Source organism: Moorena sp. SIO3A2 (genome assembly GCF_010672265.1).
GTDB classification, from domain to species: domain Bacteria; phylum Cyanobacteriota; class Cyanobacteriia; order Cyanobacteriales; family Coleofasciculaceae; genus Moorena; species Moorena producens.
The window spans coordinates 304,719-329,400 of record NZ_JAAHHC010000011.1 but is presented as its reverse complement, the minus strand read 5'-3'; the positions used below and the strand labels follow the sequence as shown (position 1 = coordinate 329,400).

Here is a 24,682-nt window from a genome sequence, read left to right as displayed (position 1 = left end):
ATTACTACACCGATTTTTAAGCACCTACACAGAATTAATTACCTATTGCAAATCTCTGTAACCCTTACCCTGCAAAGCTTTTTTTTTGTAAAATGTGTAAGTAATTTTGTGTACCTACTTATAGCATTTTGAGTTTAGTTATTAACATAGTCGCGCTTGGGAAAGGCAAGAGGCAAGAGGCAAGAGTAAAGAAAGTATATAGGTATTTTTGGTAAGGTCAAAAATGCTCATCATTTGATAGCTGATAGCTGTTCGCGTAGCGTGCGCGTAGCGCTAATCGCTGTTCGCTGATAGCTGATAGCTGATAGCTGATAGCTTACATCCCTATTTTTTCCAAAACTTCTTGGGCAAGAGACCGAAATTCTTCTGAAGCCATACAATATGGTTTATAATCCAACACAGACACAGGAGACGGTATATCCTGATTGTCTACTTTTTCAACTTGTTCAGCACACTTTGCCAAATCATCTCGATCGAAAATAACACTCTTCATGACATCAAAGCCATAGCGGTCGGAAATTGCTTTGATCCGTTTTGGCAAGGTATGCTGTATGAACATGTTATTGGTTGCTATTTTACAAGGCAACACTCCCAAGACGTTAAGGGGCGGCTTAATTTGGATTTGTTTTCTATAGCCATTAATCGCTCTGATAAAATCTTTGACATTCAGTAAGCCTTGATTAGAAAAAGGCTTGAGGTCTGAAGGAATGATTAAAAAGTCAGCAGTGATTAAAGCAATTCTAGCATATAAATTCCAAGAGGGAGGGGTATCAATAATTACCACATCATAGTAATTTTTAACATCGTCTAGTTTATCAATCAGCATGAGCAGGCTAAAATCAAGCTGATTCATATCAAGCTCATATTTCATCAGATCAATGTGAGCAGGAACCACATCAATTTCTGGATTGCTGAATTCAGATTTTCTAGCTACTTCCGAGATTGAGAAGAATTCTTCAGATTGCAAAACATGGAGAATATTACACTCTTTGATATCATCAAAGGCTTCGTCATGAAATTTAACCAGTCCGGTAGCAAAGGTAGCATTCGCTTGGCTATCAAGATCGATGACAAGCACTTTTTTGCGGTTTTTTCGCATAGCTGCCCCTAGGTTAACCACCGTTGTGGTTTTCCCCACGCCGCCTTTGTTATGGTATACTGCAATGACTTTCACGTTATTTTACCTCTTTCTTTTTGTCAAAACTGGGATACACCATTTCTATAGTCAATATGAAAGGCGGTGTTGGCAAGACTACCACCACCGTCAACCTTGCTACCTGTCTTGCCAAAGATTATGGCATGCGAGTATTAATCGTTGATCTCGATACCCAGATTAATGCTACCCTAAGCCTGATGCCTCCAGTCCAATTTGCTAAGCTGAAGAAGGAGGACCGAACCTTAAAAAAAATAATTAATCAAGTGATTCAGTCACCGACTCAGGCATATATTCCCATTGAACAAGCGATTCAGCGCAATATTTGTCGAGTGGATGGACTAGATTTATTGCCAGGGGATATCGAAACCTACAATGATTTTCTATTGGCTGCATTGCTGTTTTCTCAGTCAAAGGATAATCCCCAAGAGTTTGAAAACAACTGGAATCAGCTAGAAAATTATTTAATTAAGCGTGCCCTTGAGCCAGTTCAACAAACCTACGATTTTATTCTATTGGATTTCCCTCCAAGTGAGAATATTATCACTCGTAGCGGAATTATTGCTAGTGATTTTTATATCATTCCTGCCAAACCTGAACCGTTATCAGTGGTTGGGATTGGCATCCTCGAAGAAGGTCAGATCAAAAAGCTGGTACAAAGCGATCGCTCTGGGATAACCCTGATTGGGATTCTGTTTTTCTCCCTTGGTCACGCCACCAATATGGCGACACAAGTCAAGAACCGATTGACCGATAATTTTGGGAAAGACAAAATTTTTACTATAGAAATTCCCAGGAATGTTGCGGTTGCCAAAGCCGTGGATGAGTTTCGACCTGTGGTCGTCAATGAACCCCAAGCACCAGGAGCCAAAGCCTTTACTCAATTCACTCAAGAATTTATCCAAAAATTATCGAATATTATAACAAATAAATCTAAGAACTAGTTGAGCAGGAGGGTGGAATCGGGAATCGGGAATCGGGAATCGGGAATCGGGAATCGGGAATCGGGAATCGGGAATCGGGAGTGCGTAGGGTGCGTAGGGTGCGTTAGGGGCGGGCTTGCCCTCATGTTCATCCTCGAGCGCAAGTGTTAGGTTGCTGCCCGTAACGCACCACCGGGTCAAACTACATTTTTGCTCATTTTTGAGTAAATTGGGAATTTAGGAGCAAGACCAAAATCATGATTAAATCTTGGATGGTAATTGCAGCGGTAACCCTGCTAGTAGCATTCGCTGGTAACTTAATCACCAGACCCGAAGGAGTCAGATGGTTCTATCGCCTACGTCGTCCGCAATGGCTCACCTTCGAAGGAGCAATTCCCCTAATCTGGATAACTATCTTTATTTGCGGTGGTTGGTCAGCGTATATAGTTTGGGAGCATGACCCAGGTAGCGGAAGCACCTGGTTGCTGATGGGTTTATATCTACTACTAGAAATCATCACCATGGCTTATACACCAGTGATGTTCCTATTTCGTAGCCTCACCGTTGGCACCATTATTGGTGGCACAGGTGCCTTATTAAGTCTTATCCTGGGTTTACTGATTTATCCCGTATCCCTGGTGGCGTTTTTGTTACTACTTCCCTACATAATTTGGAGTCCGATTGGTACCTACACCACCTGGGAAATGAGGCGACTTAATCCAGGGGCAGCATAATTTATTTGTAAGCATTCAGCCGTCAGCCGTCAGCCGTCAGGTGACGTAACAGAGTATTTTTTTTAATTGTAGTAGGGTGGGCAAAAACAGTTTGGTTAAAATGAGTCTTCTAGATCAGATTACTTTGCCCACCCTACTTGAATTGGGATTTTTTTTAATTGTAGTAGGGTGGGCAAAAACAGTTTGGTTCAAAGGAGTCTTCTAGATCAGATTACTTTGCCCACCCTACTTGAATTGGGATTTTTTTTTACACGCAAGTTTCTTAATTTCATTGTCCTAGAGCTCAGTAATCATCCGTTCCATAAACAGTTTTGCCATCAGGCATCACAGCAAATTGTAAATCAGCGCCTTTTAGATTAGTACCCTTTAATACCGCATCTTGCAAATTGGCGTAACGCAAATTCGCTTTATAAAGGTTAGCACCAGTGAGATTAGCCTCCCTCAAAATGGCACCATAAATACTAGCATGACTCAAGTCAGCATGCTCCATATTGGCACCAGTCAAGTCAGCTTCTCGAAGCTCAGTACGATTAAGAATAGCAGTACTTAAATCAGCATTAGCCAATCGGATATTGAGGAGATTAGCATCACTGAGATCAGCACCTTTCAAGTTAGTATCTTTAAAGTCAGCGCCATCTAAGTCAGCAGAGGTTAACTTCGCGTTTTCAAAACGAGCACCAATCACTTTGGCATCTTTGAGATTAGCGTTCTCTAGGTTACTATCGGATAAGTTAGCTTGGCTAAAGTCAGCTCTGCTAAAGTCAACTCCACTTAAGTCAAGTCCACTCAAATCAATACCCATCAGATCACACTCTACACAGGTCTTGGTTTTTAACATTAACTCAAGCACTTTTGTCTTGGCTTTTGGATGTTGAATGGTCTTACTGGAGTTATCATTAGTTTTTAGGGATATGCTAACCTGTTGCTGAGATGATAGATGAAGAGCAATTGCTATAGTTGCCGCTAAGACCACAGCGATGATTAAAGATAGTTTAATGTTCATAAGCAAAAGCTTGCCCAGATTGACCTGAGAGTCGCACTCTACTTAGAGAGATACAAGAGATTATTCGCCCCTACCGGAATAAAAGTTTAAACTTTTGTATATAGCAATAGCAGCTGTTTGCTGGAATAAGAGTAGAGGCTTTGGCAGAAAGGCGCGATAATAGAGCTAGTTTACCGTTTGCTTGTTGTCACCCTATGCTCCCTGGGTAGACTATAGGGTGTAGCCTATAAAAAAATAGTTACTAAAAAATTAATTTAATTATACCATGAAATCACATTGCACGACAGCGTAAAAATTGGAATCAGGCTATGCTGCTAAAAGCTGCCATCATAGATTACAGCATGGCCAACTAGATGGCAGTTAGATGAAATCTTAAAAGTTACCCACCAAAGCGCGGAATTTAAGGATTAAGGAAGTTCCATTATGTTAGTTTGTCCCCAGTGTCAGTTCGAGAACCCAAATACCAACAAGTTTTGTCAACGATGTGGAACTTCCCTAACCGATAAAAGTTGTCATGAATGCGCTAGCCAAGTGCCCCTAAATGCTGAAACTTGTCACAACTGCGGTGCCTTCACAGGAACGGTTTGGAGGGCAATTATTTCTAAGCAGCAAAATTCGGCAAGGTCCCCCCAGTATTCTCCTCAAACTCCGGTTGAGGTGTCAGACTCCTCAGCTGAGCAGGCTACGGCAGTAGCGGTCTCCCAACCAGAGTCTGACCAGACCGAGAGGGAACTAACCCAGCCAGCATCATTCCTAGAAACAACACAAGAGTGGCTAACTAAATCGGATACTATACTAACAGAGCCAGGGGATGATGGCACCTTGTCCCAAGCATCAACAGTCTTCGCTGATCAAGCATCGATAAACAACAGAAGTGGCTGTGATCAAGTGGAACTAGAATCATCAGAGGAGCCATTACTAGAGATTAGCCCAATACAGAAGAAACCTCAATCTACTGAAGCTTCGAGCTGGTCAATTCCTAATCTCGAAAACCCAACTTCAGAGACAGCAACAATTGTCTATCTAGACCAGGGTAAGCGTTACAGAGTACTAGAACCTGATCAACTCTATCAGATCGGGGAAAGTAAGACAACAGATGATAGTATCTTTGTCACAGTTTTGGACTGCCAACCGTTACAAAAGTCTCCCCTAGAAGCCCTGATTAATCAAACAAAATTGTCTCCAGAGAAATTTGATCTATCCACAACCCTAGAGCAGCCAAAACCTTCCTCGAAAGAAAACGTAGACGTTTGGAAAGTCCTAGATATCCCACAGAGTGCTAAACCCTATTTGGCTCTCAAGGACTTATGTTACCCTAGCGTGCCAGAAATTCATGATGTTTGGCAGCAAAATGGTAAGGCGATAATCCTGCTAGAAAACCGTTCAGAATGGCAGTTACTGAGTAAGTTGTGGGGGTCCGAAGAGTTTTCTAAACTGCAAATCCTATACTGGCTCGATGAAATGGCAAAGCTTTGGCAAGCTCTAGAGCCTTGGCATTGTCGTCAGAGTCTGTTGGAACTGACGAATCTCCGGGTGGATGAAGACCAAGCACTAGGTTTGGAGCGTCTATATCCCGACAGGGAGGAAAATCCCCTAACCCTAGAGGATTTGGGACAACTGTGGCAACGATTATTTAACGAGTCCCAGCGAACTCAATTTACCTCCTTGTCAACGGTTGTCCGGCAGTTGTGTACAAAGGAAATTGAAACCATTGAGGAATTGCGATCGCATCTGCAAGCCATTGCTCACGAACAAGAATCTGACCCATACGAATCCGGTATGGAATTAACTGAGGCTGTAGTCTCAGAAATGGCAACGGCAGACACTCAACCTCCTGATAGCCAGGAATTATTGTCTGATCTACCAGGAATTGAGCAACAAGGGGATGACATGCCAACGGTACTGTTGCCAATGAGCTTGCAGAGTCTCGATGATCTCGGTATTACAGATATTGGTCATCAAAGAGATCATAATGAGGATTGTTTTGGCATCGAGACCCAACTCAAAAAGCAGGAAAATCCCATTGGTCGAACTATACAAGCTCGTGGTTTATATATTCTCTGCGATGGCATGGGAGGGCATGCGGCTGGGGAAGTAGCCAGTTCTATGGCAGTAGAGGTACTCCAGAATTACTTTAAACAAAATTGGCAAGACGAGTTTCCCACAGAAGATAGTCTCAGGAAATCGGTCTATGTAACAAATCAAGCGATTTTCGATATCAACCAACAAAATGCTCGCTCTGGCAGCGGTCGAATGGGTACGACTCTAGTCATGATGTTGATTCAAAATACCAAGGTAGGGATTGTCCATGTCGGAGATAGTCGGGTCTATCGTCTAACTCGCAAACGAGGCTTAGAGCAAATCACTATAGACCACGAGGTGGGTCAACGAGAAATCCAGCACGGAGTAGATCCAGAGCTCGCTTACTCTCGCCCTGATGCCTATCAACTAACTCAAGCCCTTGGACCGCGCAGTGAGCAATTCCTAAATCCTGATGTGCAATTCATAGATATCGCAGAAGATACTATATTCTTACTTTGTTCTGATGGTTTGTCAGATAATGACCTGTTGGAAAATTACTGGCAAACTCACTTAGCGCCTTTACTAAGTTCCCGAGCTAGCCTCGATCAGGGTCTGGTTAACTTGATTGAGCTGGCAAATGAGCATAATGGTCACGACAACATTACACTAATCCTAGTTCGGGTGAAGGTGCGACCAAACTTGGCTCAACCAACATTAAATTAGGTGATTAGTTGTATGTGATTAGTGATTAGCTAGGTGATTAGTGATTAGCTAGGTGATTAGTAGCTGCCAGTAGATTCTGGTTAGTCACTTTGGACAAAGGACAAAACCGACAAAGGATAAAACCCACAAAGGATAAAACCCACAAAGGACTTTGGACAAAGGACAACTGACTATGGTCACACTGACCCTATTAGATCCGTTAAGCCCCACTCCAGTGCAGCAGTGGAGCTTTCAGAGCAAATCTACGATTCGCATTGGTCGTGCTCCTGATAATGATGTGATTGTCGATGACCCGATCGTGTCACGACATCACCTGGAACTCAGGGCTAGTGCTTCCCCATCGGGTCCGATGTGGCAGTTGGTCAATCAGGGTGCCAATGGCACCTTCCTCAATGGTGTCTTGGTTTCCCAGGGGGTGCTGCCGGAAAAGGCTCTGATTCAGCTAGCCCAGAAAGGTCCGAGGCTGCAATTCCAAGTTCAAACCCAGCAACTCCCTTCCCTAGCACCCTTGCCCTTGACTGAGACTACTAAGCCATGCCAACACCAAGGCAATGCACCAGGCAATTTGTTCTGTATTCACTGTGGTCAACCCTTGGTGCCAGTCGAGGGAGTCATTCGCAACTACCATGTTTTGCGGACATTGGGACAGGGGGGAATGGGAACCACTTATCTTGCCTGGGACAAAGTTAACAGCAAGGATGGATACCCACTCCTACTAGTACTGAAGGAAATGAATGCTGACATGGCTCAAATTTCCAAGGCTCAAGAACTGTTTGAACGAGAGGCTCGCACCCTAAAAACCCTGAATCATCCCGGAATTCCCCAGTATTACGACTTTTTTGTGGAAGGGGGGAAAAAATACTTAGCCATGGCTCTGATCCACGGTGAAGATTTAGAAAAACGTGTCTTGAGCACTGGACCAGTCACCTTGCCCCAGGCAGTAGAGTGGATGATTCAGACTTGCGATATCTTAGACTACATCCACGACCGCCAGCCGCCTCTAATCCACCGAGACGTTAAGCCCGCGAATTTGATGGTGCGCCATCGAGATAACCGAATTGTGATGTTGGATTTCGGTGCTGTTAAAGAAATTGGCACAATACCAGGCACACGGATTGGTGCCGAGGGATATAGTGCTCCTGAACAAGACCGAGGTCAGCCTTGCACTCAATCGGATCTTTACGCCATTGGCCCAACTCTCATATTTCTGCTCACCGGGGAAGCTCCTCTAAAGTATTATCAAAGGCGTAGTTCAGGATATCGGTTTGATGTATCAGGCGTTCCCACTGTTACTCCCCAATTAAGGAAAGTGATTGAGCGGGTTTGTCAACCAAGGGCTTGCGATCGCTACCAAACGGCAAAAGAACTGATGCAGGCTTTGGTTGCTTGTATTTAGGAGTCGGCGAAGCATGAATATGAGCAGAAATTTCACGGGCATAATTTGGCGATCGCTAGTGATTAGGATAAGGGGGATAAGGGAATAAAGAAAGGATATACTCACCCTACCCGCGCTGTCTCCTCATCCATGACCAAGCTCCACCTATTGAAGCGTGGACGCCAAATGGGAGCGAAACAAGTCAGATCAAGTCCGGTTAATTACTTCTAAAAATGGTTGATCCCCGTTGTTCGCCTTTTGTTAATTGTCAATTTTGAATTGTTAATAGCTAATTGTTAATAGCCAATTAACCACTGACAACTTTCAATTGTCAATTTTCATATAGACGAACAACAGAGATAGATAAGTACTTAACCTGAAACAGGATCAGATCATTCTTCGTCCCAGGCTTCCACAGCTAGTAAGTCACTGATCGGGTCTTGCATGGTAAACCCGAATTCAGTAAGTTCCTGTTTCCAGTAGGACCATTCGTCCCCATAGAGCAGGGCAATTTTCCAAAGGCTGTCACTGGGTTTAATAATTTTGGATTCCGCCAGTGAACGCACATGGCGTTGCAACTTCACCATGGGGTGAGTAACTGTTTGAGTCATACTCTAAAATCTCTAAATCAATTCTGTTGTTAGATTGGCTTTTGCGAATACCTGAACTACAATGCTTCCCCTTTGCGGTAATGCGCCGATCTGTAGAGTTTTGTACGGCAAGGAAGCCCCTCTATACTCTTGTAGCGCAATCGGATGCATTTAAGCAAGCCCGATCTGGGTAAATGTACGGGAATCCCTACTTTAACGCGAACCATAGACACTTAGCCAAGCCGCGAGAAGCCCCGCGCTCTACCCGATAGGGTGAGCGTCGTATGGGAAGCGCGGGGCAAGGGTCGGAACGTCGAAATGCCAATGTAATATACTAGGAATAGTAGGGAAAACAAATTAAGAGCTAACCGCCACCTACTAACAGCAACCTTGAAAACCACCGAATATGGGGTTCCATCCCGAAAAAAACTTGATAGTTTGAGTTATCTGTGGATGGGTAAAATTTCATAGGTGCTCGCACCTTGAGCCCATTAAATTCGCTCAAGGTGCTCGCCTGCAGTACTTTGGTTCTAGAACTTTTTGTATTGTTCCGGGGGGTCGGGGCATCCCGGAGACGAAACCGATAGATAGGGTCGCCTATAAAGGCGAGCTGGCTATGCAGAAAAGGGTTAAAACTCATGAAATAAGGCGACCCTATCCTTACGGTAACTTCTGACCGTGTTGTTAATAAAGTAACCCGTGTATCCGTTCGCGCAGCGTCGGCGAAAGCCGATACCGTTGGGTGGAGTTGGTAAGAAGCCCGCGCTGTCCCGTTAGGGCAGCGTCGGGAGTATGTCACTCAGGTTATGATAGTACCTATAGCCCAAGGAATTTAGAGCCAATTACAGCTTTTCAATGACCCAACCACCACACCTTGCCCCCTATGGTTCCTGGAAATCCCCTATTAGCGCTGACATGATTGTTCAAAGCAGCGTTAGGTTGGGCAGCATTGCCCTTGATCAAAAGGATGTTTACTGGATTGAAGGGCGACCTGCAGAAGCTGGACGCAATGTAATCGTGCGACGCACCCCTGATGGCAAAACTGTTGATCTGACTCCCGAGCCCTTCAATGCTCGTACTCGGGTTAACGAGTATGGTGGTGGTGCAATTGCAGTTAAGGATGGCACAATTTACTTCTCTAATTTTGCTGACCAACGTCTGTACCAACAAACCCCAAGCTCCAAACCCCAACCCCTAACCCCCATAGCTAACTGGCGCTATGGTGATGCAGTAATTGACCAGGAAAGAGGACGTATAATCTGTGTGCGAGAAAACCACACGGTGGATGGCGAACCAGTCAATACCTTGGTTAGCATCAGCTTAGAAAACGGTGAAGATATTCAAGTGCTAGCCTCTGGCTGTGACTTTTACTCCTCGCCGCGCCTAAGTCCCGATTGCTCTAAACTCGCTTGGCTAAGCTGGAATCATCCCAATATGCCCTGGGATGTTACTCAACTCTGGGTAGCTCCAATCTTAACCGATGGTTCTCTAGGTGTTGCAGAGCTCATTGCTGGTGGGGTTGATGAGTCGGTATTTCAGCCAGAGTGGTCACCAGATGGTGTACTTTACTTTGTATGCGATCGCACTAATTGGTGGAATCTCTACCGCTGGCAACCAACCCGAGGGGAAATCGAACCCCTGTGTGAAATGGAAGCCGAGTTTGGACTACCCCAGTGGGTCTTTGGCATGTCTACTTATGGCTTCGATGGTGCCAATCGAATCATATGTACCTATACTCAGGAAGGAAACTGGCATTTAGCTAGTATAGACCTAAACACCAAGCAGCAGTCGGTGATTGCCACACCATACACCAGTATTTCCGACCTAAAGGTAGCTGATAATCAAGCGGTTTTGATCGCTGGTTCTGTAACAGAAGCAACTGCAATTGTTCAGTTGGACTTGACAAATGGACAAATCAATGTATTGAGGAAGTCGAGTGAGTTAGCTATCGATACTGGCTATCTATCGCCGCCTCAAGCGATCGCATTTCCCACAACTAATGGACTGACCGCTTATGGTTTCTTCTACCCACCACTAAACAAAGACTACACCGCACCAACCTCCGAAAAACCACCCCTAATTGTCAAAAGCCACGGTGGACCTACGGCGGCCACTTCTAGTGCCTTTAATCTAAAAATTCAATACTGGACGTCTCGTGGTTTTGCCATCCTAGATGTTAACTATGGAGGGAGTACTGGCTATGGGCGGGACTATCGTCAGCGCCTTAAAAACAACTGGGGGATTGTGGATGTTGATGACTGCACCAATGGCGCGCAATACCTAGCTAAGCAAGGACTAGTTGATGGTGAGCGACTGGCCATTGCTGGGGGGAGTGCTGGGGGTTATACAACTCTAGCTGCTCTGACATTCCGAGATGTGTTTAAAGCTGGGGCTAGCTACTACGGTGTCAGTGATTTGGAGGTACTAGCCAAGGATACCCACAAATTTGAGTCCCGGTATCTAGATAGCTTGATCGGTCCTTACCCAGAACGTAAAGATTTGTATCAAAAGCGATCGCCTATTCATTTCACAGACCAACTGTCGTGTCCTGTAATTTTTTTCCAGGGGCTAGAAGACAAGGTAGTCCCCCCTAACCAAGCAGAAATGATGGTGGCCGCTTTGAAGGCTAAGGGGTTACCTGTAGCCTATGTTACCTATGAAGGGGAGCAACATGGTTTTCGTAAAGCAGAAACGATTAAACGGACTCTCGAAGGGGAGTTGTATTTTTACTCCCGGGTATTTGGATTTGAGCTAGCAGAGGCGATAGAACCTGTAAGTATTTATAATTATTAGTTATTAGTTTAGTTATTAGTCATTAGTCATTGGTTAATTGCCTTGATCAATTAAGTTACTCTGTAGACATGGAGCAACACCTGCGAAGTAAGCCAATGTCAGTATTTGTCTATTGGTTTCGATATTATTGTTCACCATAAACTCATCAACAATGACTAGGCAGGAAAGACAATCAATAACCAGTGAGTTAAAAACTCAGGCAATCATCCTCGGTGGATGGGTCGCTCTGATGTGGATTGTAGAGCTGGTGGATATATTCATTTTTGGAAGGAAACTTGATCTATATGGCATCCTTCCCCGCAACCCAATTGGGCTGCGGGGTATTTTATTTGCCCCTTTTCTCCACGGCGGTTTTTCTCATCTGATTTCCAACACTATACCTTTTCTTGTCCTAGGCTGGTTTGTAATGTTGCAAGAAACTAGCGACTTTTTCGTCGTTACCACCATCACCATGGTGGTGGGTGGTCTTGGGGTTTGGCTGTTGGGCGCTCCCAATTCAGTTCACATTGGGGCAAGTGTGCTGATCTTTGGCTACCTAGGTTTTCTGCTATTTAGAGGCTTCTTTGAACGAAACCTACCCTCAATTTTTCTATCAATTCTAGTCGGCTTCCTCTATGGTGGTTTAGTTTGGGGTGTCTTACCTTCACAGCCCCATGTATCTTGGCAAGGACATTTATTTGGTTTTATCGGCGGTATCCTAGCCGCACGTATACTGGCAAGGCGTAAACTGTGACATACTCCCACACGCTCATCGAAGATTACAGTGTGGGCTTCTTACCAACTCCAGCCATCGCGAACGGATACACGGGTTACTTTATTAACGACACGGTCAGAAGTTACCCCAGCGAGCAATCCCTCGCTGGGGCAGCCTTTATGGTTAGTCGGCTATGGGTAAAGGGTTAAAACTTTATGATTAAGGCAAGAGACGAAACCTTAGATCAGGTCGCCTTTATAACAATAGTTTTAAACCTTTTCTGCATAACCTACAACCCAAAAAGGCGACCTGATCTTACGGTAACTTCAAACCCTATTCTAAGGTTTCGTCTCCGGGATGCCCCGACCCGCCGGAACAATACAATAAGTTCTATTTTTAAGCACGTAGGTGGCGGTTAGCTCTTATTTGGTCTTCCCTACTATATCTAGTATAAACGATCTTCGATCCTGTCCGCCATTCATCCCGGAGACGCGCGCCTTAGAATAAAGAAGCCTTTACAGGCGACAGGTTATGCAAAAAGGGGTTAAAACTTATTAATTAAGGCTTCTTTATTCTTACGGTAACTTCTGACCACGCCGACTTTCAGTGCGGACGTGGGATGAATGGCGGATGAAGCTAAAGTAGTGCTGAGTTGTGAGTGCTAAGTGGGAAAGTAAAACCACACAGACTTTTTGGGCCTGCAACAGATTCAAACTATCTGTCTGCTCCTTGGGTCAAGTCTGAAAACCCAGTGTTAGTGGCAGGTGTAACAGTCTCAATCTTCTACGTATAACTTCTAGGTATAACCAATAAAGAACGAAAATTTTTTCCCTACTCAGCACTCACCACTAGAAGGTTGATAATCAGACCATAGAGGAAATGGCTCAAAAACAGAAATTCCCTCATCTTGTGGGTTCAAAATGGACAGCTAAACAGAAAACTTGGGGCTGGCGGCATTTCCAAGTGGTCAATCGTAAAAACCAAGGAAAGTGGGTGTTTGCTGAAATGGTAGCTTCTTGTGACCCGAATGTCCGTTTTTGGCTAAATGCTAAACAGCTTAAAGATCCTGGCTTGTGGCAAGCAGGCTGGAAATCTTTAGCCGAAATCGAAAGCGAAGAGTAACCGTAAGTATTCAGCCGTTGGCCTTTGGCCACGCTGCGGGCGCATAAGCTGATAGCACCTCAAGTAGCACCATCTGTAGCGCATATGCTTACGAACCCCCTACTCGGTCAAGGCGAAATCCTTGGTGCAGATGATTAAAAGTCTTGGCTGTAAGCTAATGGTAATAGGTTTTAGGTATTTTGTCTGGTTAGTGATGGGGCTCAAGATGTTTGTCACACAACGGTTCCGGTTCACAGCAGCATCGGATTGATAAGATAAATGGCACGCTCCTTGAATTCAGGGCAAGCTAGTAATTGTTTATAGTTCATTGTTTATTGTGGAATAGGGTTTTATGGTCATGGATGGAATCAATCAAGCAGAAATGCGGGAAAGACTGGGAAACCTTGAGAAGATACGTGATATAATTATTGGCTCTAAGCTGCGAGAGTATGATACTCGCTTCACGAAGATAGAGTCTGACCTATCCATGTGGCAGCAGGAAATACGCGATCGCGTTGAGCAGATCAAAACGACTCTCTCAAAAGAAATAGCTGCTGGGGTAGATTCCCTCGAGAAAAAAATAAGTAATCTTAGTTTAACTGCAGCCGAAGAGAGGAATGAGATTCAGGAACGGGTGGAACTGTTGAACAAAAAGTTTTCTAAGAGTATTGAGGTGCTCGACGAGACAGTCTACAAGCAGTCCACCTCCCTAAAGAAGGCAGTTTCAGAAACTAAAGAACAGCATCAGCAAGATGTGATCAATCTCAGAAAGCAGATCTTGGCCGAGCTGGAAACTAAATTTGCACAGCTCAAAGATGCCAAAGCCTCGAAAGCAGATCTCGGAGACATGTTGTTAGAGTTGGGTTTGAGGCTCAAAGGGACTGAATTGGTTCCAGCACTCAAAGAAGCTAGTGATGGGTGGTCTGGATTACCACAGACCAAAGGTCATAATGGTACGGTCACCTCAGAAACTGCTACTAATGATGACGATCATCTCCAGTTAATCAAGCAAACTCAGACTTTGGAATAGACTTGGCACAGTCGAGCAATGGCAGCCACAAAAATTAACTGGATTTTCTCGCTAAGATTAGTTTTAAATCAAAGTGCGATCGCTTTTAGCGGAAGCTTCGCTTCATCGCGTAGCGGCTCTTTCAGAGCATCGCTAATTTTTGCAAAAGGTTAAATAGTAACGGATAGCCACCAGTGGCATTTTCAAACCAAAATCCGGCTGATGCCTCTCAGCCGGAAAATTCTAGATCAGAGTCAATTGAGGTCAATTCGAGCCGAGAAGGCGAGTTGAAGGATTTACTGAATTTACTCGTTGACCTCAAGATTATTGATCAGACGGTGCAACCTAGCCAACACCCTAAATCTGAGCAGCAAGGGATGACCTCTGATCAGGCAGACACTGTCCAAAAATATTCATTCCAAGACCTTGAGGTTCCAGCTATTGAACCTCAAACTGACCGTGGGAGTAGCAGCCTCCCGTCTAGGGTTCAGGAGAAAGAACCATTAGCTCAAGAAAGGGATCAACCCCAATCCTTCGGTGTCAAAGTTTTTCCCCATCAGAACCCATCACCACAGCTTCCTACACCAAAGGAGCATCTGCCGCAAATGCCTCAAAATTCCGAAGATCCAGTATTAGCTGAGAATTTAGTCCAATCCGAAGCCACAGAAACCAACCAAGACCTGCCATCACAGTCTGATCACGACACCTCCCAGGAATTAGACATCTTGGCTGAGATTTTGCAAGAACTGGTGATATCTCCAGAAATGGCAGAGTTTCGTGACCAGATAGAAACCCTAGCCCAGAGACAAGGCAGGCTTGAGCATCGGATTGATCAACCTCAAGAATTGATTAAGCTATTGCTACCAGTGATGGCTAAGCTGCTGGATCTCACGGTAGCTCAGTTCAGTACCTCGGTGACCGATTCCCTGACTCCCATCATTGATGAAGTCATTGACCACAGAACTCAACAGGATAAAGTGTGTGTGGGAGAAGCGATCGCTCCCGCAGTTCCAGTAGCTATTTCCTCCCGGATCATGGAGTGTCCAGAGGAAGTTGGGTTTGCGATCGCACCAGAAATGGCAGCAGCTATCCGGCAACAGATTATAATTGAGCCAGAGGCCATGGTAAATGCTCTGTATCCGGTCATTGGCAGTACCATTTCCACATACTTAGCAGAAGAAATCCGAGCTATCAATGAGAAGCTGGAAAATGCCCTCAGCGTTGAAGCAATTAAGCGCAAGATTCGCGCTAAGGTGCAGGGGGTTTCTGAAGCGGAACTGCTGTTTCGGGAGGTGATGCTGTTTCAGGCGCGAGCTATCTTTTTGATTCACAAAGACTCTGGTTTAGTGATTGCCGAGGTACAACCCTCTGACAGCCAGCATCTAGAGTCAGATATGGTAGCAGGAATGCTCACCGCTATCCGTAGCTTTGTCAATGACTGTATCGCTCAGTCTGGGGATGTGGCAGAAATCGATGCTATTGAATATGGTACATCCAAGATCATCCTGGAAGTAGAGGGATACTGCTACCTGGCCGTGGTAGTTCAAGGGGCACCCACCCAGCAGTTCATTAATCAGTTGCGGGAAAGCCTAAAAACTATTATTACCCATTATGGTAAACCGATCAGGTCTTTTGATGGAGATAATACAACTATCCCGGTGGGAGTCAAGGGAATTTTACAAAATTTATTAGATCAATCCCTTAGTCAAGGGCGTCGTGATACTCAGGAAAATCGGAAAAAAGGCAAGAAACCCCCGGCCTTATTGGTGCTTGGCTTGGGGCTTCTGGGTTTAATCGCTGTATTTGGGGGATTTTATCAGCATAGGGCTAAAATAAACCGTCGCATTGAGCAAAAAACTCAACTTGCCCTCGCCTATTATGCCCCAGAAGTGTCTGATTATGGTTTAACAGTTAAAGCCAATCGCCAGAGACTAAAGCTAGCTGGACAGCTACCGAATCAGGCTCTGCGCTCAAACGTCGAGCAAATTGCCAAAGCTGCGGCCCCTAACTTAGCGTTGGATAATCAAATTGAGGTGATCGAACTCCCCTATACTGATGAGTTAACCCAAGCTCAAGTCCAACGGGTGAGAAACACCTTGAATCAAATGGATGGAGTGGTAATTGTAGCATCTTATACAGAAGGCAGGGTGACCGTAAAAGGAGCGATACTCTATGCTAAAGATTTCCCTAAGATTATCCAAGCCTTTGAGAGCATTCCCGGTGTCAAGTCGGTCGAGAACAATTTACAACTCCACGGATTAGACGTTACCAGCCGGATCTACTTTGATCTTGGTTCAGCCCAGTTGAAACCAGAGGATATAGGCACTAAAATCCGATCAATTAAGGAATTTATGGAGCGGTATCCTCAAAAGCACCTGAGGATAATCGGCTACGCCGATCCTAGGGGTCAACTTACCGAAAATCAGGGATTGGCACAACAACGAGCCCAAATGGTAAAAGATGTGCTTGTTCAGCAAGGCATTGATCCCAAACGGCTGCAAGTGCGTGGGGTTGGCAAACGCCCCCCAGATGTTGATGCTAGTCAACCGCTGTGGTTAAATCGATGTGTCGTATTTGATCCGTTTACCAACAAACCCAGTTGAAAGCCCCTTTGGTTTAGCTAGGAGATCACAACAAGTTATGGACTTTAGTCCCTTGTCTATTCAATCTGGAATCAGGAGGTGATTCAACGACTGCAATAGATCACTAACACTAAAACCATAGTGCTGTCTGGGAACATACGGTCGGTTATCAATAGGTGTTCAAGTCCGCTGAAGAAATCATACCGTAAACCTGTTCAGATTTGGAGCCACGCCCATCTCTTAACAACTGTTTACAATCCCCGAGAGTTCAAACCAGTTGTCAGCAACCAGTAACAATGTCCACTATTGATCGAAAAATTTGCCTAGTTGGAGACTTTGGTGTAGGCAAAACTAGCCTAATCCGCCGATTTGTGGAGGGTGTGTTTAGTGACCAATATCTTTCAACAGTCGGAGTGAAAATTTCCCGCAAAATCATAAAATTTAAGGATGAAACCCGATCAGAACTGCTGGATATAAAATTGATGATTTGGGATTTAGAAGGTCATACTAAATTTAAGGGAATTTCACCAACTTATTTAAAAGGAGCTCAGGGTGCAATTATTGTTGCTGATGTAACTCGCATGGAAACCATTGAGCACATTGTTCATCATATCGATCTGTTTTTATCCATCAATCCCAAAGGGGTGATTATTACTGCCTTAAATAAATCAGACTTAGTGGATCAAGAAAAACTGGAGGAATTGAAACAGATGTTACAGAAAAAAACTGCCCAGCAAGACCAAGTCATAGCCAGTTATTATACCTCAGCGAAAACCGGGTTATACGTCGATGACATATTTCAGCAATTAGGTTGCGGAACGCTTCAACAGGAATAATTAGTTATATATATAGTGATATATAGCGGTTCTCATAGCAATGAGGTACACAAGATTTTTTCCCTGTTGCCTGTTGCCTGTTGCCTGTTGCCTGTTGCCTGTTGCCTGTTGCCTGTTGCCTGTTGCCTGTTGCCTATTAACTAAAATCCAAAATTAAAATCCAAAATATATCTCGCCTATTTTAGAAATGCTATATATCTTTATATATATAGCACAGTAGCTGATATACCTATGCTTAGTCAACTACTGAGTCAACAGGTCGAGCAATCAGCACACACTGTGTCAAGTCTCCCGGACCAAGCCCTGGGAAAAAATCTAACATCCAACATCCAACATCCAAAATCCCATGACGCCCCTCTATTGTAGTAAAGGACATGAGAATCCCAATGACAATAAGTTTTGCCGGGTTTGTGGCGAGATGCTGCCATCCTTAGCCAAAACCTTTGACACTGGGAAGATTCTGGGTGGTCGCTACCGCATCGTCCGGGAGTTGGGACACGGAGGCTTTGGACGCACCTATTTAGCTCAAGACCTTAACCGCTTTAATGAACCTTGTGTGCTAAAAGAATTTGCCCCCCAAGTTCAAGGTAACCACGCCTTACAAAAAGCAGAAGAACTATTTGAGCGGGAAGCGGGAGTTCTTTATCGACTGCAACACCCTCAAATTCCTCAATTTCGTGAGTTGTTTCAGGTACAACAACAGGACAAAGGCACCCTATTGTTGGTTCAGGACTATGTGGAGGGGCAAACCTACCGCGCTCTACTGGAGGCTCGCCGACCTCAGGGACTCCGGTTTAGTGAAGCAGAAGTGACTCAACTGCTGATCCAAATCCTGCCAGTGTTGGAATATATCCATTTTATGAGAGTGATTCATCGGGATATCTCTCCCGATAATCTGATTTTGCGCAGTACCGATGGTTTACCAGTGCTGATTGACTTTGGCGGTGTCAAGGAGGTAGCAGCAAATGTGGCATCGAAGTTCCTAGGGTCAAAGGTGGCTGGTCAAAATAAGCCAATCATAACTCGGTTGGGTAAAGTTGGCTATGCTCCCCCAGAGCAGATGCAAGGAGGAAGTGTTTTTCCCCACAGTGACCTCTATGCTCTAGGGGCAACTATATTAGTATTAGTGACTGGTCAGGAACCCCAGCAGATCATTGACCCCAATACCCTGACGTGGAACTGGCGCAGAGAGATTAGCCTTAGCTCCACCCTAGGTCGTATCCTGGATAAAATGCTTCAACCGAGACCAGGGGAACGGTACCAAAATGCCAAAGAAGTGCTGCGAGACCTCACCACTCACCTTCAATTTGCCAGTGACCCGCAATCAGCTCCATCACCCCCTCAGACTAAACCGACCTTAGCAGTTGCCCCTGGTTCCAAGCCAGTAGCGGTTAACCAGCCAGCAAGGCCAGCTAGCGGAACACCATTAACCGGCGCTAGCAATAATAACGTTTTAGATTGGCTTGGCAAGGTGGTTTTGGTATCTGTTTTAGCTGCTGCTGTATTTGGCTTTACCTTCTGGGCAACCAATTGGTGGTTCACATTCGGCAAAAGATCTAAGCCGGAACCCTCACCAAAGGAATCACCCATCGATCAACCGGACATAAAGCCACCCTCGTGGTTTCCCACAAACGAGGCAAAGCGCAAGGAATTGCTCGATCAGCGTCGTGCCAATTTGGAGATTAACGAAAAGTTCTACGTTCAGTTAGTCAATGAGGCGTTTTGGAACAAGTACCCCAATCAACAAAAACGACAGCTAGGGACTGGTTCAGAGGATGCTAAGTTAAGAGAAGAGTGGGATAAGCTGGCGTTTGAGCTATTGACCCGGATTGAGTTACTAAATTTGAGTCGGACGGCACGGAGAGGGTTGGGAAGCTATGGGACAGCAGATCTGACTCGCTGGAAGCAGCAAGTGAATCAGGTGCGCCTTTCTAGCCGTGCAGCTTATGATATTGCAGATTCTAAATTCTTTCATAAGTTTCCAGATCAGCGGGGTGAGAAGTTTATCGATAAGTCTATTGGTCAGGTGTGGCAAGGGATTGTTGGGGATACGATCAAAGCGTTGACATCAGGAAAATCCCTACAGCGCATTGAGTTTGCTGCTGGCGGAGTTCAACAAGTCAATGGAACCCTCGAGCCAGGAGACGGGAAAGCGTTTACTGCTAAACTTTCTAGTGGTCAATTCATGGAAGTGAGACTGGCTACCGATGTAAATGCGTTGTTTTCAGTTTATGGTCCTAGCCGTAAGACGACCCCCCTATTAGAAGACTCAACCGAACGGGAGTGGAGCGGGGAGCTGCCAGCATCTGGCTTCTATGAGTTTGTGGTAGTTTCTCAAGCTTCTCAACCGATTAATTATCGACTTAACTTTAGGGTTGAAGATTAGTTATTGGTAATTTATAGCAGTTCTCAATTGGGTGAGCTATAGCGGTTTTTAGTCTAATAATGTGGGTTCTATAGCGCTACGCGCAATGGCATTGGCAAGAGGCATGCATGCAAAGGTGCGCTTTCCGCATCTAATTATTAAATTCGCCACGGGTCGCACCTAAAAGTTCACTAAAACAGCTTTTGCTGCTTGTATCAATGTCAAACACCTTAATGCGTAGTGCTATAGCAGAAGTCATTTGTCAGAAGTCAAATGTCAGAAGTCAAACTCTTGCGCTTCTTGATGCAATAGCGAGTGGGGGAAACCCCCAAGACCGCTTAGGTGCGCTTTCCGTTGGCGAATTAAATTCGCCACGGGTCGCACCTCTGCATCGCTTACAAAGGGTGTGAGACTAATGTCGATGTCCTAACTGCCCTGGCGACTGCTATATAACAACCGTTTAGAATTCCCCGGCGGGGGACAGTTCAATTATTGAGTTAGTTGTAGACACTACTGGTTCAAATATTAAGTTAGTGATCGGATCTACTGTAGACACTACTGGTTCAAGGTTAGAACCCAGACTGAGTTGGTTCTGTTCACGGTACATACGGGCAAGAGCACCAGTGAAGCCAGCGTTGTAGTCAAGAGCGACTTCATTAATGGCATAGTTAGTTCGATCATCGACATAGGCATTATCCTCTGGTTCAGAGGGACCACCTACCAATGCACCATAGAGAATGTTGAGGTTGTCCGTTGGTGATTCGATGTCATTGGTGGTAGAACCATGGGCTCCACGATGGTGGGGATTCTTGGGAGAATTGTGGCCAAAACCGACGACATAACTGAAATTGTTGGGATTATCCCCAAGAATGTAGTCAATTTGATCAGCCGCAAAATCGGAGTAACGACCATTACCATCATTAACGGTATCACTATAAATACCAGCAAGAAAAGCGGTATTGGCAGCATATCGTAGGGAACCCCAGTCATTGAACCAAGCTAGTCCACCCTCAGTATATTCGATACCTTCACCACTATCGTCACTCCAGTAGTCCAGCCAGCGTTCTACTTCGATACGGTACCTATCCTGGTCAGTTTCCTGAGCAAGAAGGATGCCAGTACCATGGACTTTTTGATCCCAGGATTGAGTCTGAGTAGGATCAATACCTAGGTAGTAGCTTTCGGCTTTATCCAAGTAGGTCTGGTCACCGGTTGCTTTGTACAGCCAAGTTGCAGACCAGGCCAGTTCGTCTTCGTAGCCACTCCAAGAATTGTAGAAAATAGCAGCATCGGGGATAGAGTCAGAGTAGTTACCTTGATAGGTCTCGGCAAAGTCAAATAGGGCTTTCGCGTTATTGAGTAGTTGATTAGCGTAACTGTTGTTTGTGGATTGGAAGGCAATTGAGGCAGCAGCTAAGGCCGCAGCAGATTCACCAGCTAGGTCAGAACCGGGATTTAAAGGATCAATTTTGTACGCTGGTCGCACCATGGTCATGGTTTCCGGCGGTCCCCAGAAGCTATGGTCGATGTCACCGGATCCAACCTGTGCCCAGAATTCTTCGGTTTGACCGTTACTGTCTGTGATGTGGGCTTTGAGTATGTAATCGGTACCCCACTTAATCGCATCCAAAGCCTCATCCCATTGACCCATGTGCTGGTAGGCATCTTCATATTCGATTGCCCCCCAAGCTAGCATAGTCATGGCAGCAGCCATGGGGAAGCCGAACTTGACGTGGTCTCCAGCATCGTAATAACCGCCAGTGAGGTCAACTCCTACATCAGCACCATCGTTGAGAGCAGAATCCCCGCGCCATGGGATGCGATTGTCCTCAGGAAGTTTACCGGAGCGCTGAGCTTCATAAAATAAGAAGGACTTTTCGACAGCGTCAGCATAGTTGAACTGTGGTGAAACATTGGTGTTGATGATACTGGGTACAGTCTCACCATTTCCATTGGATGAGTCGAGTTGAACAGGAGTAGATTCATTCATTAGTCATTAAAAATTAGTAATCTTTGATAACAAAGCAAGTCAAATTACCCCTGTTTAATACTGGGAAAACGAAACAGGTCAAATTACCATTTTTTGTTGTTTATGAAGATAAAAACAACAAAACAAGTTAAATTACCCCTGTTTAATACAGGGACAATGAACTAGCCTCTAATTCCCCGTCAATAAAGGAGATAATAGGGCCTCATATTTGATTGACAAAAGCACTTTAAATTTGAGTAGTACTACTCTTAATGGCTACACCGAAATAGTTTTGTTTTGTAACGATAGCTAATATTAGCTTACAACTGTCAGGATATTAGTGTTAAATAAAACTAGAAGTTATTGTGAATTTTTAGTAAAGAATTAAAATCCCTAACACACAGTATCTTGAACTAAGCAGTTTTCAATTGGGTTCGGTACAAAATTTTTGGATTTTAGGGAACAGGGAACAGCGGATCTGGGAACAGGGAGTAGTGATGCAGCGCTATACTTTATTAACTCTTGCCTCTTGCCTCTTGCCCTACTCTTAGGGAACAGCGGATCTGGGAACAGGGAGCTAAGGTTGTGGGCCACGCTTACTGGCAGAGCCAGACGCTGCTTGAGGTGCGAACGGAGCTGGAAGGTAGCGCCGTCTTGAGGAGCCAGTTGCTCATATAACTTCCCGCGCCCCCCACACTCCCCACACTTACCACACTTACCACACTTACCACACTTACCACACCCCATCTCCCCACCCTCCCCGCGCCCCCGCCCCATCTTGTTAATCTGGCGGACAGAGGAAATTCTTGAGTTTTTCCGGCATTTCCTCAAAATTCTCTAGAAGGAAGTCCATTATGGCCAGATGGTACAAATCGATGGGCATGGGAGAGCGATAGTTATCACCTCTGGCAAACCAGCGCTGTACTGTGGCATCGCTACGGGAGCAAATACAGGCTATGACTTCGTAAGTAACCAACCATTTCCCATAAAACTTAGGTGCGCTTGACCTTGGCGAATTCAATTCGCCACGGGTCGCACCTGTTGTGGTGTCATAGCAATTTGGCAGTTACTGTAGCGCTGGATTAAGGCTCGGTCTTTTTCGGTTAGAGGACGGGGCTTTTTCATAAGGCGTCCTCTACTGCTAGAGTTTCTATGTCTTGTGCCGGGGCCAGTACGGTGATGGCTAGTTCAGTACCCCAGTCAAGTTGGTGATCATGGGGTTTCGAGGGAATGCGATCGCGTAGCGGCTCGTACCGAGCATCCCATAGCGGCTCGTACCGAGCATCGTTTTCGTGGTAGGGGTGACCCTCACCATCAGGGTGAATTGGTTTTAACATAGGATTTATCTCCTTGTCTAAGGGGAGGACCCATAAGCCAGCGCCAGTCGTGTAATCTTTGCGCTGGCTTCTTTGTATCTCCTTACTTTTAAGATAACACAAAAACTTTAAATAGGATTCAACCGTTAAAAAACTTAAAAAACTAATTTGGGAGTAGCGTCAGAGTATTTTTGTTGTTCGCCTGACGGTGTTTTACGTACTGACTATGCTAATTAGTTGTGAAAATTTAATTAATAAAGTAGTGATGTTATCAACTTTTTGAGGTAACTTAAACGGCGGGAAGTTAAGCATAGTAAAGCGTTTATAGACTTTGGTACTATCTCAAATCTAATTCCTTAAAATGCAATTTTTAAAGAAAGCTAAAGCTTGACAAAAAAACTTGTTTTGCTATATGGTATTTGAGGCTCATATTGTTGGAAGACGTCATGAGCTTGACAACAGTATGAATTAGTGTTTAAAACATTGAATAAACTTGTGTTCACAAGTTTTAATTCAGATAAACATCACGTTGTAGTAGGCAAATAATTGCGGTCGCTACAGAAAAATTAATCAGGGAAATATCTATGACAATATTTGTTTCATATTTTGTTATTATTTATGAACATACCATGGAGGTTGAGCCAATGGATATCATTGATATCGAGGTGCAGGAAACGATTTTCCGAGGCAAGACTATTTTCCCAGTTGACTAACCAAAGTTATTGAAACTATGCTCAATTGCAACAGATTAGGTTGTTTGTGCCAGACCAGCGTATCTCTGGGTAAAGTTCAGCGGTTGAAGAGGGTGATTGTATTAATCACAATCTTTGCTTTACTCGAAATGGTTGTGGGCTTTGTTAGCCACAGTTTAACTCTCAAAGCTGATTCCGCTCACATGCTGGCAGATATTGTAGCAATGAGTATTGCTTTGCTTGCTGCATGGCTGGCTCAACGCTCCTCGAAGTCTCGAAAGCAAATGAGCAATCAACCAATTGAAGTTTTAGCTGGTCTGATCAATAGTATCGGTCTAGTGGCTATGTCTGTATGGATTGGGCGAGAAGCGATCGCCCATCTGCAAGGGACACCTGAGGAAATCCTCAGTTTGCCGATGCTAGTCACTGCGTTAATTGGCGTAGTGATCAACAGCATTAACCTCTATTGGCTAGGGGAAAATACCGAGCAAGATATCAATTTGCGTGGTGCGTTTTTGCACGTACTGGCGGACGTAGTTAGCTCAATCGGCACGATAATAGCTGCTTTAGCAGTTGGGATTTTCAACTGGCCTCAGGCGGATGCGATCATCAGCTTTAGTGTAGCTATTTTGATTGGCTTAAGTACTCTTCCTCTACTGCAGCAAACTCTGGAAAAATTATTTAGGGAATCATCAACAACTAAGACGATGGCGATAGAAAAACTCCCTCAACAGTCAGGCTGGCTAGAGTTAGGAAAGACCGATTTAGTGTCTTTGATAAAACTCAAAGAGGATTGAAAATT

At 44.8% G+C, this 24,682-nt stretch carries 21 protein-coding genes; 13 read left to right on the top strand and 8 right to left on the bottom strand.

Features of this window, described 5'->3' with window-relative positions:
* Positions 1–316: 316 nt before the first annotated feature.
* Positions 317–1,174 carry a ParA family protein gene (locus tag F6K64_RS15290; protein ID WP_287265744.1) on the bottom strand — a complete coding sequence of 286 codons (858 nt, stop codon included), beginning with the start codon at positions 1,172–1,174 and terminating at the stop codon, positions 317–319.
* 29 nt (positions 1,175–1,203) lie between these two features.
* Between F6K64_RS15290 and F6K64_RS15285 the strand changes: the two genes are divergently transcribed.
* Positions 1,204–2,097: a ParA family protein gene (locus tag F6K64_RS15285; RefSeq protein ID WP_287265808.1), complete on the top strand. Its 894-nt coding sequence runs from the start codon at positions 1,204–1,206 to the stop codon at positions 2,095–2,097.
* Here the strand turns inward: F6K64_RS15285 and F6K64_RS15280 are convergent.
* Positions 2,094–2,222: a hypothetical protein gene (locus F6K64_RS15280; RefSeq protein WP_267872002.1), complete on the bottom strand. Its 129-nt coding sequence runs from the start codon at positions 2,220–2,222 to the stop codon at positions 2,094–2,096. The genes F6K64_RS15285 and F6K64_RS15280 overlap by 4 nt on opposite strands.
* Positions 2,223–2,333: 111 nt before the next feature.
* Here F6K64_RS15280 and F6K64_RS15275 point away from each other — a divergent pair, with 111 nt between their 5' ends.
* Positions 2,334–2,810, top strand: coding sequence for a TspO/MBR family protein (locus F6K64_RS15275; RefSeq protein WP_008181710.1), 477 nt, complete (start codon positions 2,334–2,336; stop codon positions 2,808–2,810).
* A 283-nt stretch (positions 2,811–3,093) separates the two neighbouring features.
* Here F6K64_RS15275 and F6K64_RS15270 read toward each other — a convergent pair whose 3' ends face one another.
* The gene (locus F6K64_RS15270; RefSeq protein WP_008181704.1) at positions 3,094–3,813 is read right to left on the bottom strand and encodes a pentapeptide repeat-containing protein; all 720 of its coding nucleotides are present in this window, start codon (positions 3,811–3,813) and stop codon (positions 3,094–3,096) included.
* A 423-nt stretch (positions 3,814–4,236) separates the two neighbouring features.
* On the opposite strand from F6K64_RS15270, the gene F6K64_RS15265 reads away from it, so the two are divergent.
* Both F6K64_RS15265 and F6K64_RS15260 read left to right on the top strand, forming a co-directional pair.
* On the top strand, positions 4,237–6,558 hold the full coding sequence (locus F6K64_RS15265; RefSeq protein WP_287265743.1) for a serine/threonine phosphatase: 2,322 nt from the start codon (positions 4,237–4,239) through the stop codon (positions 6,556–6,558).
* A 172-nt stretch (positions 6,559–6,730) separates the two neighbouring features.
* A complete protein-coding gene (locus tag F6K64_RS15260) occupies positions 6,731–7,954 on the top strand; it encodes a protein kinase domain-containing protein (protein WP_044492517.1) in 1,224 nt (407 codons plus the stop codon).
* Positions 7,955–8,325: 371 nt separating this feature from the next.
* Here F6K64_RS15260 and F6K64_RS15255 read toward each other — a convergent pair whose 3' ends face one another.
* Positions 8,326–8,544 carry a DUF4327 family protein gene (locus tag F6K64_RS15255; RefSeq protein ID WP_008181701.1) on the bottom strand — a complete coding sequence of 73 codons (219 nt, stop codon included), beginning with the start codon at positions 8,542–8,544 and terminating at the stop codon, positions 8,326–8,328.
* Positions 8,545–9,378: 834 nt separating this feature from the next.
* Between F6K64_RS15255 and F6K64_RS15250 the strand changes: the two genes are divergently transcribed.
* From F6K64_RS15250 to F6K64_RS15220, 7 genes are all read left to right on the top strand, one after another.
* Entirely contained in the window at positions 9,379–11,316 is a 1,938-nt protein-coding gene (locus F6K64_RS15250) for a S9 family peptidase (protein ID WP_287265741.1), read from the top strand.
* Between the two features lie 151 nt (positions 11,317–11,467).
* Positions 11,468–12,049, top strand: coding sequence for a rhomboid family intramembrane serine protease (locus tag F6K64_RS15245; RefSeq protein ID WP_287257445.1), 582 nt, complete (start codon positions 11,468–11,470; stop codon positions 12,047–12,049).
* A gap of 840 nt (positions 12,050–12,889) precedes the next feature.
* Positions 12,890–13,132 (top strand): TIGR02450 family Trp-rich protein, encoded by a 243-nt coding sequence (locus F6K64_RS15240; protein WP_008181697.1) that lies wholly within the window; start codon positions 12,890–12,892, stop codon positions 13,130–13,132.
* 337 nt (positions 13,133–13,469) lie between these two features.
* Positions 13,470–14,141 (top strand): hypothetical protein, encoded by a 672-nt coding sequence (locus F6K64_RS15235; protein ID WP_008181696.1) that lies wholly within the window; start codon positions 13,470–13,472, stop codon positions 14,139–14,141.
* A 173-nt stretch (positions 14,142–14,314) separates the two neighbouring features.
* The gene (locus F6K64_RS15230; protein ID WP_008181695.1) at positions 14,315–16,723 is read left to right on the top strand and encodes an OmpA family protein; all 2,409 of its coding nucleotides are present in this window, start codon (positions 14,315–14,317) and stop codon (positions 16,721–16,723) included.
* 275 nt (positions 16,724–16,998) lie between these two features.
* Positions 16,999–17,538, top strand: coding sequence for a Rab family GTPase (locus F6K64_RS15225; protein ID WP_008181693.1), 540 nt, complete (start codon positions 16,999–17,001; stop codon positions 17,536–17,538).
* Between the two features lie 346 nt (positions 17,539–17,884).
* Entirely contained in the window at positions 17,885–19,924 is a 2,040-nt protein-coding gene (locus F6K64_RS15220) for a serine/threonine-protein kinase (RefSeq protein WP_044492516.1), read from the top strand.
* A gap of 439 nt (positions 19,925–20,363) precedes the next feature.
* On the opposite strand, the gene F6K64_RS15215 is transcribed toward F6K64_RS15220, so the two are convergent.
* The 4 genes from F6K64_RS15215 to F6K64_RS15200 form a co-directional block, all read right to left on the bottom strand.
* Positions 20,364–21,893, bottom strand: a complete 1,530-nt coding sequence (locus tag F6K64_RS15215) for a glycoside hydrolase family 9 protein (RefSeq protein ID WP_008181690.1) — start codon at positions 21,891–21,893, stop codon at positions 20,364–20,366.
* Between the two features lie 372 nt (positions 21,894–22,265).
* Positions 22,266–22,649, bottom strand: coding sequence for a hypothetical protein (locus F6K64_RS15210; protein ID WP_287265740.1), 384 nt, complete (start codon positions 22,647–22,649; stop codon positions 22,266–22,268).
* Positions 22,650–22,653: 4 nt separating this feature from the next.
* Positions 22,654–22,848 carry a hypothetical protein gene (locus tag F6K64_RS15205; RefSeq protein ID WP_229414402.1) on the bottom strand — a complete coding sequence of 65 codons (195 nt, stop codon included), beginning with the start codon at positions 22,846–22,848 and terminating at the stop codon, positions 22,654–22,656.
* Between the two features lie 145 nt (positions 22,849–22,993).
* A complete protein-coding gene (locus F6K64_RS15200; protein ID WP_044492515.1) occupies positions 22,994–23,209 on the bottom strand; it encodes a hypothetical protein in 216 nt (71 codons plus the stop codon).
* A 563-nt stretch (positions 23,210–23,772) separates the two neighbouring features.
* Between F6K64_RS15200 and F6K64_RS15195 the strand changes: the two genes are divergently transcribed.
* Both F6K64_RS15195 and F6K64_RS15190 read left to right on the top strand, forming a co-directional pair.
* Entirely contained in the window at positions 23,773–23,901 is a 129-nt protein-coding gene (locus tag F6K64_RS15195; RefSeq protein WP_008181679.1) for a hypothetical protein, read from the top strand.
* Positions 23,902–23,918: 17 nt separating this feature from the next.
* Positions 23,919–24,677 carry a cation diffusion facilitator family transporter gene (locus tag F6K64_RS15190; RefSeq protein WP_008181676.1) on the top strand — a complete coding sequence of 253 codons (759 nt, stop codon included), beginning with the start codon at positions 23,919–23,921 and terminating at the stop codon, positions 24,675–24,677.
* Positions 24,678–24,682 lie beyond the last annotated feature (5 nt).

Coding starts and splice junctions, on each gene's coding strand:
- F6K64_RS15280 (WP_267872002.1), bottom strand. CDS start 2,222: ATGAGGGCAAGCCCGCCCCTAACGCACCCTACGCACCCTACGCACTCC.
- F6K64_RS15275 (WP_008181710.1), top strand. CDS start 2,334: ATGATTAAATCTTGGATGGTAATTGCAGCGGTAACCCTGCTAGTAGCA.
- F6K64_RS15270 (WP_008181704.1), bottom strand. CDS start 3,813: ATGAACATTAAACTATCTTTAATCATCGCTGTGGTCTTAGCGGCAACT.
- F6K64_RS15265 (WP_287265743.1), top strand. CDS start 4,237: ATGTTAGTTTGTCCCCAGTGTCAGTTCGAGAACCCAAATACCAACAAG.
- F6K64_RS15260 (WP_044492517.1), top strand. CDS start 6,731: ATGGTCACACTGACCCTATTAGATCCGTTAAGCCCCACTCCAGTGCAG.
- F6K64_RS15255 (WP_008181701.1), bottom strand. CDS start 8,544: ATGACTCAAACAGTTACTCACCCCATGGTGAAGTTGCAACGCCATGTG.
- F6K64_RS15250 (WP_287265741.1), top strand. CDS start 9,379: ATGACCCAACCACCACACCTTGCCCCCTATGGTTCCTGGAAATCCCCT.
- F6K64_RS15245 (WP_287257445.1), top strand. CDS start 11,468: ATGACTAGGCAGGAAAGACAATCAATAACCAGTGAGTTAAAAACTCAG.
- F6K64_RS15240 (WP_008181697.1), top strand. CDS start 12,890: ATGGCTCAAAAACAGAAATTCCCTCATCTTGTGGGTTCAAAATGGACA.
- F6K64_RS15235 (WP_008181696.1), top strand. CDS start 13,470: ATGGATGGAATCAATCAAGCAGAAATGCGGGAAAGACTGGGAAACCTT.
- F6K64_RS15225 (WP_008181693.1), top strand. CDS start 16,999: ATGTCCACTATTGATCGAAAAATTTGCCTAGTTGGAGACTTTGGTGTA.
- F6K64_RS15220 (WP_044492516.1), top strand. CDS start 17,885: ATGACGCCCCTCTATTGTAGTAAAGGACATGAGAATCCCAATGACAAT.
- F6K64_RS15215 (WP_008181690.1), bottom strand. CDS start 21,893: ATGAATGAATCTACTCCTGTTCAACTCGACTCATCCAATGGAAATGGT.
- F6K64_RS15210 (WP_287265740.1), bottom strand. CDS start 22,649: ATGGGGCGGGGGCGCGGGGAGGGTGGGGAGATGGGGTGTGGTAAGTGT.
- F6K64_RS15200 (WP_044492515.1), bottom strand. CDS start 23,209: ATGTTAAAACCAATTCACCCTGATGGTGAGGGTCACCCCTACCACGAA.
- F6K64_RS15195 (WP_008181679.1), top strand. CDS start 23,773: ATGACAATATTTGTTTCATATTTTGTTATTATTTATGAACATACCATG.
- F6K64_RS15190 (WP_008181676.1), top strand. CDS start 23,919: ATGCTCAATTGCAACAGATTAGGTTGTTTGTGCCAGACCAGCGTATCT.